This is a genomic window from Mumia flava (genome assembly GCF_002797495.1).
Lineage (GTDB): Bacteria > Actinomycetota > Actinomycetes > Propionibacteriales > Nocardioidaceae > Mumia > Mumia flava.
Map to the genome: position 1 here is coordinate 2,757,013 of NZ_PGEZ01000001.1, position 12,010 is coordinate 2,769,022.

Here is a 12,010-nt window from a genome sequence, read left to right on the forward strand (position 1 = left end):
GTTCACCTGGCGTTGGTCAGGCGTTCGTCCGACCGAAGCCTGTACGGATCATTCGCGCCCTACTGTGCCCGCATGGCCTCAGTCCCCCCAGCCCGTCCGAGTGCCGACCCGCTGCTCAGCGTCGTGATGCCCGTGTACAAGGTCGAGCGCTACCTCCGCTCGGCGGTCGACAGCGTTCTGGGCCAGTCGTACCGCAACCTGGAGCTGGTCCTGGTCGACGACGGGTCGCCGGACACCTGCGGGGACATCTGCGACGACTACGCAGCGTCCGACTCGCGGGTCCGCGTGCTGCACCAGCCCAACGGCGGTCTGTCGAACGCCCGCAACAACGGTGTCAAGGAGGCGACCGGCGAGCTCCTCACCTTCATCGACAGCGACGACCTGCTGTACGACGACGCCTATCGTCGTCAGGTCTCGAGCCTGCTGACGTCGGGCTCGGACTTCGTCACCGGCAACGTGTACCGCTTCGACGATCAGTCCTCGTGGCAGTCGTGGAACCAGAAGCTGTCGCACCAGGCCGACCGGACGGCGACCAGCCTCGCGAAGCACACCACGCTGCTCTACGACACCGTCACCTGGAACAAGGTGTACCGACGCGACTTCTGGGACGGCGCCGACCTGTCGTTCCCCGAGGGCAAGCTGTACGAGGACATCGTGCCGATGTTCCGGGCCTACCGTGCCGCCGCGAGCGTCGACGTCCTGCGGATCCCGACGTACAAGTGGCGGGTCCGGTCGGAGCAGAGCTCGATCACCCAGCAGAAGTCCGACCTGCGCACGATCACCGACAAGCTCGAGATGATGGACGTCGTCTACCGCGAGCTCGCGGGCGGCTCCGAGCGGGACCTGCTCGACATCTTCTTCCAGCGCACGCTCGAGGGCGACCTGTGGACGCACGTCAAGCACGTCCGTGGCATCGACCACGCCTTCGACGAGGTCGTGGTCCGGGCGGCGCGGCACTACTGGGGCAAGGCGCCGGACCGGGTCAAGCGCACGCTCCCGCAGGAGCGGCGGGTGCACTACCGCGCTCTCTGCGAGGGCCGACCGGAGATGATCCCGGCGATCCAGCGCTGGTACACCGAGAACCGTGACGACCTCCCGGTCGTGCGTCGTCGGCGCAAGGTGTTCCTCGACGGCGCCGCCGTCCCCGAGGACTGGCCGAGCCTCGCCAAGATCGACCGCGAGCTGACGCTCGAGGCGCGACCGCGGGTGCAGATCAACGACGGGCTGTGGACCGACACCGACTCCCTGGTGCTGTCGGGATGGGCCTACCTCCCGTTCCGGCGACCTGCCGACCAGCGCCTGTCGATCTGGCTGGAGAACGTGGAGACCTCACGGCGCGCACCGCTGGTCGTGCGGCGCATCCCGTCCCCGCAGGCGATGGCGACCAGCAGCGACCCGCACCACCACCTCGGCGACGTCGGGTTCGAGGTCGAGATCTCCTACGACGTCGTGGCGCCGCTCAAGAAGGGGAGGCGTCCCGAGCGGTGGGACCTCGTGGTCGGCATCACCACCGAGTCGGGCGAGGTCGTCGACCGGGTCCGCGGCGTGCTCCGCGGCGGCCCGCTGTCCGCGCTGGCCCCGCGGATCGTCGGCGACGACCTCCAGGTCGCGCCGGTCTTCGCTCCCGGCGAGGACGTCGGCATCGAACTCCGTCGCCCGCGCCTGATCGCCGAGCGGGTCGACGTCGAGGACCGTACGCTCACGGTCGAGGCCCGCCTGACCAGCCCGTCGGACCGCAAGCGGCTCGCCTCCGACCCGGTCGGGACCGCCCGGCTGCGCGAGTCGGTGCTCCTGTGCCAGGAGGTCTCTCCCGTCGAGGTGCTGGGCGAGGACCGGGTCCGGGCGCGCTTCGAGGTCCCCGACCCCTCCCCGCGGGCGATGTGGCGGCTGCGGATGGACCTGGCGGGACGCGAGGGCCCGGTCGCCTGGGGCAACCAGGTGGAGCCGATCCTGCCGGAGCAGGCCGACGGGCTCGCCGCGCGTCCGAGCGCCAACGGCTGGCTCCTGGTGGAGGAGGCGGCCGACGCGGTGACCGTCACCGACGCTCGGGTCGGAGCCGACCTGCGCGTCCGCTTCTCCGTCGTCGCGCTCGGATCGCGGTCGGTGGAGCTCGCCCTGTGCCGGGTCGACGACACGAACCCGCAGTGGCACGAGCCGGCGACGCACCACGGCCGGCCGTCGGTGACGTTCGACCTTGCCCGCACCGACGCGTACGGCGTGCGTCGACCGTGGTCCGAGGGGCTCTACCTGCTGCGTGCCCGGACGATCGTGCGCGACGCGGCGGGGTCGGTGGTCGCGGCCCGGCCCATCCCGGTCGCGGCGTCGGCGTCGGCGATGGCCGCCTTCCGGACGATCAGCCGTCAGCAGGCTGCCGACGTCGAGGTGCTGAGGATCGCCGGCCAGGACGTCGGTGTGAAGATCACGGCCCCGATCCCGCTCGAGGATCGCGGCGGCTGGGCGCGGCGCCAGATGCTCGAGCATCACGGGCGCCGTTCGGTGGTCCGTCCCGAGGACGCCGTCTTCCTCAGGACCGACGACGGGCACCGGGCCGCCGACTCCGCGCTCGCCCTGCAGCGGGAGATCGAGCGCCGCGGCCTGGACCTGCAGGTCTACTGGGGCGTGCGGGACCTGTCGGTCCCGGTGCCGCCCGGCACGACGCCGGTGCTCGACGGCTCCCGTGCGTGGTACGAGAAGCTCGCGCGGTCGCGGCTCGTCGTGAACAACAGCACCTCGGGGATGTGGGAGTACCCCGCCCACCCGCACCAGACCCACGTGCAGACCTGGCACGGCACGCCGTTCTCGCTGATCGGGCTGGCCGCCGCCCGGCACGAGAAGGAGTCGCCGACGGTCCTCGAGGAGATCCGCGAGGAGGCCGCGACCTGGGACCTGCTGCTGTCGTCGAGCCCGTTCTGCACCAAGCTCTTCGGGGAGGACCTGGCCTTCGACGGCACGATCCTCGAGGTCGGCTCCCCTCGCAACGACCTGCTCGTGTCGGCGACGGGCCACGACACCGCACGGGTGCGGGATGCCCTGGGGATCCCGGGCGACCGTCGGGTCCTGCTGTACGCGCCGACCTACCGGGAGACCCTGCGCGTCGGGTGGGCAGCGAAGCGCTACGACGGGCTCGACCTGCAGCGACTGGCGGCCGCGCTCGGACCCGACTGGGTGGTGCTCCACCGCGGCCACCCGCTGAACGCCCGAGCCGCCGACCGGATCGGCCGGTCCGCCCAGGTCGTGGACGTCACCGACCACCCGGACGTCGCCCCGCTGGTGGTCGCTGTCGACGTGGTCGTCACCGACTACTCGTCGCTGATGTTCGACGTGCCGGTGACCGGCAAGCCGCTGTACTTCTTCACCCCGGATCTCGCCGACCACCTCAAGACCCGCCCCGCGTACCACGACCTCGCCGAGATCGCGCCGAGCGCGCTGCACGTCGACGTCGAGGAGCTCGCCGGCGACGTCGCGGAGCACGCCACCTACCACGATCGCCACGGAGCGGCGTACGCCGAGCTCCGGCAGCGGTTCGCGCCGTGGGACGACGGCAAGGCCGCAGGACGGGTGCTGGACGCCGTCCTGCGCTGAGGGCGGGTCACCCCCGCTCGGCGACGCCGGGGCGGCGGCCCTACGCGCCGGGTCGGCGGACCTTGCGCGAGCCGCGCGCGAGGAGCGTCAGCGGGTCGCGCCGCTCCAGCGTCCTCAGACGGTCGGCCTGCTGCTCCCGCGCGGACCGGAGCTGTTCCTTCGCGCTGCGCAGGCGCTCGACCCGGGCCTCGGCCCGGGCGAGGCGGTCCGCGAGGTCGCGGTTCTCGGCCCGCAGCGCGTTCGCGATCCGCGCCAGGTCCCCGATCCGCTCGCCCATCGTCGCGCGCGACGCGATGTCGCGGAAGGCCTCAGGCGCCCAGACGGGCTCCCGCGCGAGCACACGGTCGAAGTCCCAACGCTCACCGTAGGCCGCGAGGTCCGGGGCGTAGACCTGCTCGAGGAGCTCGCGCACCCCGTCGGCGAACAGCGCCCCGTGCACGGCGAGCGCGGTGTCGTTCTCCCGGCCGAGCGTCGGCTCTGCCGGCTTGTCGATCCGCACGAGGTGGGCTGCGAGGTCCGAGGTCAGCTCGCCGAGCTCGCTGACGTCGTAGACGCGGCTGAATCCGGCCGCCTGGTCGTCGATCCGGGAGGTCTGGAGCCGGAAGTGGGGATCGTCGTGCAGCCGGTGGCCCCGATCCGAGGCGAACACGCGGACGAAGGACGCGAAGTCCTCGAGGACGTCCTCGGGACGCTGGGGGATGCGGGGGATCCACGGCTCGCCGCCGTACAGCCTCATGTAGATCGGATCGCGCTGGAGGAACTTCGACTGCCACGCCGAGAACGCGCGCACGCGCGGGTCGCGGACGACGGCGAAGCAGAACCAGCCGTTGTCGGGCCGGACCTGAGCCTGCTGGTCGTCGTCGAGCTCGGCCGGACGCAGGACGTGGCGGTAGCGGGACCGGTCGTGGATCGTCATCCGGGGCGAGACCTCGGCCCGGGTGCTGCCCCGGAAGGCCGCGAGGTCCTCGCCCGCCAGGTCCGCGAGCATCCACTGGAGGCTCGTGCAGGCGTTCTTGGCGATCGAGACGAACTCGATGCGGTGCTCGGGCAGGATGAACGCGTTGCGGGCCAGCGGCGAGGGACTCATGGGTCAAGCATGCTGGGTCCCGACCCGGCGGTCACGCGCGGCAAGCGACAGTTCGGCGACCGGTTGGTGAACAGTACGTTGCGGGTGCGTGCGAGGCTCGACCGAGGCCGTGGTCGGGGTGTGGGATGGGTAGGATCGCCGCGTCCGCCCGACGACCCGAGGACCTCCATGGACGACCAGCCGACCGATGCTCGTGAGACGAGCTCGCGTGACACGAGCTCACGTGAGACGAGCTCACGTGAGGACGCGCGGGTGGTGATCGTGCTCGGCCCCGGTCGCAGCGGGACCAGCTCGATCGCGGGCGCCCTGAGCATGTCCGGCGTCGCCGTCCCGGGCCCGGCGATCTCGGCCGACGACAGCAATCCTCGTGGCCACTTCGAGCCGAGCTGGATGGTCGGGCTCCAGCACCGCATCCTCACCGAGGCGCGCGTCGGGGACCTCGACCCCACGCCGCGGATCGCCGACCGCCTCCGCCCGTACGCCCAGGGCGAGGTCCGGGCCGAGGTGCGCGCGTGGATCGGCTCGGCGCTCGACGAGCACGACCAGGTCGTGCTCAAGGACCCGCGGACCGTGCACTTCGTCGACCTGTGGACCGAGGCGTGCGACGACCTCGGGGTGAAGCCGCGCTTCCTCACGATGCTGCGGCACCCCGCGGAGGTCTCCGGCAGCCGCAACACCTACTACTTCCAGGTCACCGACCCCGCCGAGCGTCGTGCCGGCGCGATCCGCCAGGTCGCGGGATGGCTGAACGCCGCGCTGGAGGCCGAGCGGGCCTCGCGGTCGTACGACCGCGTCTTCGTGCGCTACCAGGACCTGCTCGCCGACTGGCGTCCGGAGCTCACCCGTGTCGCCGACCAGCTGGATCTGCGGCTGCAGCCGCCGGCCGATGCTTCGCCGCACCCGGTCGAGGACTTCATCGACCCGGGTCTGCGTCGCGTCACGGTCTCCTGGGACGACCTCGACGTCCCCGTCGCCCTGGCCGACCTCGCGCAGCGGACCTGGGACGCCTTCGAGCCGCTCACGACGGGCGCGGACGGGGACCCGGCCGCGTTCGACCGCCTCCGCGAGGACTACGACCGCTACTTCACCGACGCGCTCGACCTCACCCAGGCCGCGCGCAAGGCAGGGGAGCGGGCCGCCCGCGCCGCGGGCGCCGAGCGTGCGCGCCAGGGGGCCGAGAAGGCCGCGACCCGTGCGCGACGCGAGGCCGAGTCCCGGACCGTACGGGCCCGCCTCCGGGCCGCGGCCCGTCGCATCCGCTCCTAGAACGGCGCCCGGGCCGTCGCGTCGGTGGGTCTGGACGGTGGTGCGCGCCGCCGGACCGGGGGACGTGGGTCTCGACATCGACGTGGGTCTCGACATCGACGGTGCTCGGGCAACGGGAATGTCGAGATGCCGGTCCACAGCGCCGCAATGTCGAGACGCATCCGGCTACGACTGCGACTGCGCCGCGATCGCGCGCCAGACCCGGTCGCGCGACATCGGCAGCTCGGTCATCCGGACCCCGACGGCGTCGCGGATCGCGTTCGCGAGGGCCGGAGCGACCGGGTTGTACGGGGACTCGCTCATCGACTTCGCGCCCTGGGGTCCGACCGTGTCGTACGTCGTCGCGAACAGCACGTCGGTCGACGGCACGTCCCCGATCTGCGGCACGTGGTACGTGCGCAGCACCGGCGTCCGGACCACTCCGTCGGCGCCGACCACGACCTCCTCGTAGAGCGCGGTGCCGATCCCTTGGGCGATGCCGCCCTCGATCTGCCCGCGGCACTGCTCAGGATTCAGGACCACCCCGGCGTCGGCGGCGTGCACCGAGCCGAGGATCCGGACCTCGCCCGACTCGACGTCGACCGCCACCTCGAACGCCTGGACGTTGAACGCCACCGAGCGCGGCGAGCCGTCGGCGTGCCCGCGCCCGACGAGTGGCCCGTCGTCCGTCGCGACGAGGTCGGCGAGCGGGACCCGCGTCGCGTCGACGACGACCGCGTCGGACTCGAGCCGAGCGGACCCCGGGTCGCCGCCGACCCGCGCCGCCGCTGCCGCGACCAGCTGTTCCGCCAGATCGCGCGCCGCCGCCTGCAGCGCGGCGCCGGCGACGACGATCCCGGTCGAGCCGAACGCGCCGGTGTCGTGGCCGACCGACGCGGTGGTGCCGTGCACGAGCCGGACCCGCGCGGTCGTGGTGGCGAGCGTCTGGGCCACGAGCTGGAGGTGGGTGGTCGTGCTCCCGTTGCCGAACTCGGCCGTCCCGCACCGCGCCTCGTACGTCCCGCCGGGCAGGAGCCGCACGGTGGCCTCGCCTCGATGTCCGCGGGGCGGGATCGTGTCGATCATCGCCAGCGCGACGCCGCGCCCGACCCGCCACTGCGGACCGGGCGGCGGCGCGTGGCTCTCGAGCCGGTCTGATGCGAGCCGCAGGCACTCGAGCGCACCGTGACTGCCGTACACGACGTCGTCGGGCTCCGTCGACCACGCGACCATCGGGTCGCCCGGCAGGACGACGTTGCGTGCACGCGTCTCGAACGGGTCGAGCCCGGCCCTGCGCCCCAGCTCGTCGACGACCTGCTCGAGGGCGAAGACGACCTGCCCCAGGCCGTAGCCGCGGAACGCCCCCGCGGGCACGGTGTTGGTGTAGACGGCCTCGCCGCGGACCCGCTTGGCGGCACAGCGGTAGATCGCGATCGACTCGTTGCACCCGTGGAAGAGCACCCCCGGCCCGTGGTTGCCGTAGGCGCCGGTGTCGGAGAGCACGTCGACGTCGAGGGCGCACAGCCGGCCGTCGGCGTCGGCGCCGGCGCGGACCCGGATCCGCATCGGGTGCCGGGTCGTCGTCGCCGTCAGCTGCTCGGTCCTCGACAGCTCGAGCTGGACCGGCCGTCCGGTCCGCAGCACCGCGAGCGCGACCAGGTCCTCGACCAGCATCTCCTGCTTGGCCCCGAACCCGCCGCCGACCCGGGTGGTCTCCACGCGCACGGTCGTCGGGTCGCGACCGAGCAGGAGCGCGAGCTCGTCGCGGACGAGGTAGGGAACCTGACTGCTGGTGCGCACCACGAGCGTCTCGCCCTCGAGCCAGCCGACGGCGCCGTGCGTCTCCAGGTGCGTCGCCTGCACGCGGCCGGTGGAGAACGTGGCCTCGACCAGGTGGGCCGCGCCGGCGAGCGCCGCGTCGACGTCGCCGATCTCGGAGTCGATCCGGGCGACGACGTTGCGGGCCGGATCGGCGATCCCGGCGTCGTCCGGCGCGTCCGCGTGCAGCAGAGGCGCTCCCGGCCGGCGTGCCGCCTCGGGATCGGTCACCGCCTGCAGCGGCTCGTAGCGCACGGCGACGTCGCGTACGGCTCGCTGCGCGTCCTGCGGGGTCTCCGCCACGACCAGGGCCACGCGCTGCCCGACGAAACGGACGCGGGAGTCCAGCACCCGGGTGTCGAGGGGGTCGTCGGTGCGGTGGTGGTGCCGGGCCGTGGAGAAGGCGACGTCCGGGACGTCGTGGTGCGTCAGCACGGCGACGACGCCCGGTCGGGAGAGCGCGGCCGCCGTGTCGACCTCGAGGATCCGGGCGTGCGGGTGGGGCGAGCGTACCACGGCCGCGTGCAGCAGCCCGGCGGGCGGGTCGTCGAGGGTGAACCGAGCCCGGCCGCGCACGAGGTCCGGTCCTGCGGCCGAGCCGATGCTCCGACCGACCGGACCCTCGACGTCGTCGGGCTCGGTGTTGCGTCGGCCCGCGATCGCGTCGCGGATCGCGCGGTACCCGGTGCAGCGGCACAGGTTCTGCTTGAGCAGCCGCTCGAGGTCGTCGCCGTCGGCCTCCGAGAGGCACGCGGCGGTCGTGACCATCCCGGACGTGCAGAACCCGCACTGGAAGCCCTGCGCCTCGCGGAACCGGCGCGCGACGTCGGCGGTGTCCTCGCCGGGGGAGAGGCCCGCGGCGGTGGTGACGTCGCGGCCCACGGCGCGCACCGCCGGGGTGATGCAGGAGTGCACCGGGACGTCGTCGAGGAGCACCGTGCAGGCGCCGCAGTCGCCGGCGTCGCACCCCTTCTTCACGTCGCCGCACCCGACGTCGCGCAGGAACGTCCGCAGGCACCGGCCCGCCTCGGGGTGTGCGTCGACCTCGGCGCCGTTGACCCGGATGCTCATCGCGCTGCTCCGACCTCGGCGACCACCTCGGCGCCGAGACGGCGCGCACAGTGCCGACGCCAGTCGGCCGCGCCGTACGCGTCGTCCAGCCACGCGCCACCGACGCGCTCGTCGACGCGCTCGGCGACCAGGTCCGCGTCGGCGTCGGCCGGCAGTCTCAGGACGAGTGGTCGGGGCACCGCAGCGGACACGGTCAGGACCGCCTCGTCACCGTCGCGCCGCGCGATCAGCACCGCGCCCGAGCGCCCCCGGGTGGCACGCGAGGCCCGGCGGAAGCCGACCGGCGCGGTGCACGAGGGGAGAGGGACCCGGAACGACCGGACCAGCTCACCCGGCCCCAGCGACGTCACGCCGTCGCCGATCACGAGGTCCGGGACGCGCGTCGTACGGCTGGTGCCGTCGGGACGCCAGACGAGCACCTCGGCGTCCAGCGCCGCGAGCATCGAGGTCATCGCGCCGGCGGGGAGGCCGAGGCAGACGTTGCCGCCGACGGTGGCGCTGCTCCAGACCTTGAAGCCGGCGAGCAGGGCGTCGAGGCACTGCCGGGCGAGCGCCGGGAGGGTCCACCCGTCGGGCAGCGCCGTCGGGCCGGCGGCCCTCACGCCCCCCGCCCGCAGCAGCGGCGCGGGGTCGCCGCAGGCAGCGGCCAGGGTCCCCAGCGTGCACGTCGCCGCGATCTCGAGACCGTCGTCGTCCACGACGAGTGCCGGCCAGTCCATCGCGGTCAGGTCCCGCAGCCGCCGCAGGCCGGGCTGCGGCTCGGAGAAGAGATAGGTGCCGCCCGCGAGCCACGCGTCGCCCGGCCGCACGTCGGACAGCTGACCGCGGTCGGTGACCAGCTCGTGCGCCTCCACGTCCAGGAGGTCCATCAGTACTCCGTCCGGCGGTCGGTGGCGAGCCAGGCGTCGAACGGACGGACCGCCCCCGCGACCAGGACCTGCCGGACCACCGTGCGGCTCCAGCCCTCGCGGGGCCGGGCCAGCTCCTCGTAGAACGCCAGGTCGTCGAAGCCGCCGCGCGCGGCGTCGTGCCGGTCGGCGGCGAAGTGGACCGCGTCGAGCCGCGCCCAGAGCGCGGCGGCCAGGCACATCGGGCACGGCTCGCACGAGGAGTAGAGGACCGCTCCGTCCAGCCGGAAGTCGCCGCGCTCACGGCACGCGGCTCGGATCGCCGTGACCTCGGCGTGCGCGGTCGGGTCCAGGTCACGGGTGACCCGGTTGCCGGCCTCGGCGACGACCCGGTCGCCGACCGCGATCACCGCCCCGAACGGCCCGCCGCCCTCGGCGACGTTGGACTCCGCGAGCGCGACCGCACGCTCGAGCAGGGCCCGGGTCGTACGGGTCGCCGCGGCCGGAGTCCCGGCCGTACGGTGGTCGGGCTGTCTGCTCGTCATCGCACTCTCCATCCGCACAGCATCGGAGACAGGCGTTAAGCCCCGACTCCATCCGCGTAACCCCCAGATTGCCGTACGTGCCCGTCCGTCATCCTCGCCTTGTCCGGATCACGGCTCACGAGGTCTCTCGACGAGGCGCCCGCGGGGTGCCGGGCTCGGGCTCGGGGCGCGCCTCCGAGGGTGCGTAGGTGCGGGTGCCGAAGTAGCACGCGACCCGGCTCATCACCCGCTCGGACCGCGACAGCAGCACGTAGCGCTTGCGTCCGCGGGACAGGCCGGTCGGACGGAAGTCGATCCGGTAGCCGGCGCGCGTCGCGATCCTCAGCAGGGACTCGGGCGAGTAGTAGGCCGTGTGGTCGTGGAAGAACGGGTAGCGGTCCTTGCTGAGCCTCCAGCCGCCGTAGACGTTCGTGCCGCACACCAGCAGCCCGTCCGAGGCCACGAACGAGAACAGGGTGTCGAAGTCGGCCCGAGGCTCACGGAAGTGCTCCACCACCTCGCTCGCGATCACCACGTGGAAGCGGCGACCCGACGAGGGGCGGCCCACGTCGACGAAGTCGGCGTCGTCGCGCAGCCGCACGATGTCGCCGATCGCCACGTGGTCCACGCCGTCGAGGCGGGCGATGTGGACGTTGTCGACGCTGCGGCCGGCGCCGTACACCAGGACGTCGACGGGGTCGCGGCGGGCGAGGATGTCGACCGCCATGCGCGCCATCTGGTACTCGCGGCCCGGCGTCTCGTGCGTGCCGACCCGGACGGTCCCCGAGGTCCTCACCCGGATCTCGTCGAGGTCGGTGACGTCGTGGTAGCTGCTGCGACCTTTCGGGATGCCGATGAAACCGCAGACCCGGCACTCGACGATCCGGATCGTGCGGTCGCTGAAGTGCGCCGACGTGATCGTCCGGCTCCGCACGCGCGGGGACCCGCACACGCGACACCCTCCGGGCGGCGTGCCCGTCCGGCGCGAGCGTGCAGCGCGACGCAGGGCGTCCAGGTAGGCGGGACGCGAGACCGGGTCGGTCAGGCCGGCGGCCACCCGGCGGATCCGCCCGGTGGCCGCGCGAACACCTCGGAACGCGTTCGGCATCGGTCGAGCCTAGCCGCTCGCGGTGCCGGCGGCGCGCCGGCGACGGAGTCCGGACACGTCCGCCGTCCCGCGCGCTTGGGCGGTCCCGTACGATGGTCGAGAACTCCGGGTGAGACGCATCTCTCCCGATCGAGCGGGCCTGGATTTGGCATCGCGGGGTCGGGTCTGTCAAACTTGGAAAGTTGCTCCGGTACGGCTGCTCTGCGGCCGAGCCTGGCCAGGAGGACGGCGATCGCGCCGAAGAGCGCGGCTGACGGACTGGGCCCAACCATCAAACTCCAGAGGTGTGACGGATACGCGCGTGCTCAGCGCGCGCGACACGCCCGACCTCGGGGGTCGGAGGGGAGCACAGCTTCACCTCGGACCTCGAGGTGGAGAGACCGAGGCAGGACGAAGAGAAGGACGAAGCGAGAGCATGGCGGGACAGAAGATCCGCATCAGGCTCAAGGCCTATGACCACGAGGTGATCGACACCTCGGCGCGCAAGATCGTCGACACCGTCACCCGTACGGGCGCCACGGTCGCTGGTCCTGTGCCGCTGCCGACGGAGAAGAACGTCTACTGCGTCATCCGTTCGCCGCACAAGTACAAGGACAGCCGCGAGCACTTCGAGATGCGCACCCACAAGCGCCTGATCGACATCATCGACCCCACGCCGAAGACCGTCGACTCGCTGATGCGCCTCGACCTGCCTGCCGGCGTCGACATCGAGATCAAGCTCTGAGGA

Annotated in this window: 8 protein-coding genes; 3 read left to right on the plus strand and 5 right to left on the minus strand. The window is 72.9% G+C overall.

The features are described 5' to 3' along the window. The first annotated feature begins 72 nt into the window (after positions 1–72). A complete protein-coding gene (locus CLV56_RS12820) occupies positions 73–3,582 on the plus strand; it encodes a bifunctional glycosyltransferase/CDP-glycerol:glycerophosphate glycerophosphotransferase (RefSeq protein ID WP_170224791.1) in 3,510 nt (1,169 codons plus the stop codon). Between the two features lie 40 nt (positions 3,583–3,622). Here the strand turns inward: CLV56_RS12820 and CLV56_RS12825 are convergent, their stop codons facing one another. Beyond that, a complete protein-coding gene (locus CLV56_RS12825) occupies positions 3,623–4,669 on the minus strand; it encodes a sulfotransferase family 2 domain-containing protein (protein WP_039354849.1) in 1,047 nt (348 codons plus the stop codon). Positions 4,670–4,837: 168 nt separating this feature from the next. Here CLV56_RS12825 and CLV56_RS12830 point away from each other — a divergent pair, with 168 nt between their 5' ends. Next, complete coding sequence (locus CLV56_RS12830; protein ID WP_039354846.1) at positions 4,838–5,935, plus strand: sulfotransferase family protein; 1,098 nt, start codon at positions 4,838–4,840, stop codon at positions 5,933–5,935. A gap of 165 nt (positions 5,936–6,100) precedes the next feature. Here CLV56_RS12830 and CLV56_RS12835 read toward each other — a convergent pair whose 3' ends face one another. The 4 genes from CLV56_RS12835 to CLV56_RS12850 form a co-directional block, all read right to left on the minus strand. After that, a complete protein-coding gene (locus CLV56_RS12835) occupies positions 6,101–8,803 on the minus strand; it encodes a molybdopterin-dependent oxidoreductase (protein ID WP_039345395.1) in 2,703 nt (900 codons plus the stop codon). Then, a complete protein-coding gene (locus tag CLV56_RS12840) occupies positions 8,800–9,672 on the minus strand; it encodes an FAD binding domain-containing protein (RefSeq protein ID WP_039345397.1) in 873 nt (290 codons plus the stop codon). The genes CLV56_RS12835 and CLV56_RS12840 overlap by 4 nt, the downstream gene beginning before the upstream one ends. Beyond that, entirely contained in the window at positions 9,672–10,196 is a 525-nt protein-coding gene (locus CLV56_RS12845; RefSeq protein WP_100415157.1) for a nucleoside deaminase, read from the minus strand. The genes CLV56_RS12840 and CLV56_RS12845 overlap by 1 nt, the downstream gene beginning before the upstream one ends. Before the next feature lie 115 nt (positions 10,197–10,311). Continuing rightward, complete coding sequence (locus tag CLV56_RS12850; RefSeq protein WP_039345399.1) at positions 10,312–11,283, minus strand: class I SAM-dependent methyltransferase; 972 nt, start codon at positions 11,281–11,283, stop codon at positions 10,312–10,314. Between the two features lie 415 nt (positions 11,284–11,698). Between CLV56_RS12850 and rpsJ the strand changes: the two genes are divergently transcribed. Beyond that, the gene (gene rpsJ, locus CLV56_RS12855) at positions 11,699–12,007 is read left to right on the plus strand and encodes a 30S ribosomal protein S10 (protein ID WP_039345402.1); all 309 of its coding nucleotides are present in this window, start codon (positions 11,699–11,701) and stop codon (positions 12,005–12,007) included. Positions 12,008–12,010 lie beyond the last annotated feature (3 nt).

Excerpts from the sequence above, each read along its gene's own strand:
- CLV56_RS12820 (WP_170224791.1), top strand. The coding sequence starts at position 73 with ATGGCCTCAGTCCCCCCAGCCCGTCCGAGTGCCGACCCGCTGCTCAGC.
- CLV56_RS12825 (WP_039354849.1), bottom strand. The coding sequence starts at position 4,669 with ATGAGTCCCTCGCCGCTGGCCCGCAACGCGTTCATCCTGCCCGAGCAC.
- CLV56_RS12830 (WP_039354846.1), top strand. The coding sequence starts at position 4,838 with ATGGACGACCAGCCGACCGATGCTCGTGAGACGAGCTCGCGTGACACG.
- CLV56_RS12835 (WP_039345395.1), bottom strand. The coding sequence starts at position 8,803 with ATGAGCATCCGGGTCAACGGCGCCGAGGTCGACGCACACCCCGAGGCG.
- CLV56_RS12840 (WP_039345397.1), bottom strand. The coding sequence starts at position 9,672 with ATGGACCTCCTGGACGTGGAGGCGCACGAGCTGGTCACCGACCGCGGT.
- CLV56_RS12845 (WP_100415157.1), bottom strand. The coding sequence starts at position 10,196 with ATGACGAGCAGACAGCCCGACCACCGTACGGCCGGGACTCCGGCCGCG.
- CLV56_RS12850 (WP_039345399.1), bottom strand. The coding sequence starts at position 11,283 with ATGCCGAACGCGTTCCGAGGTGTTCGCGCGGCCACCGGGCGGATCCGC.
- rpsJ (WP_039345402.1), top strand. The coding sequence starts at position 11,699 with ATGGCGGGACAGAAGATCCGCATCAGGCTCAAGGCCTATGACCACGAG.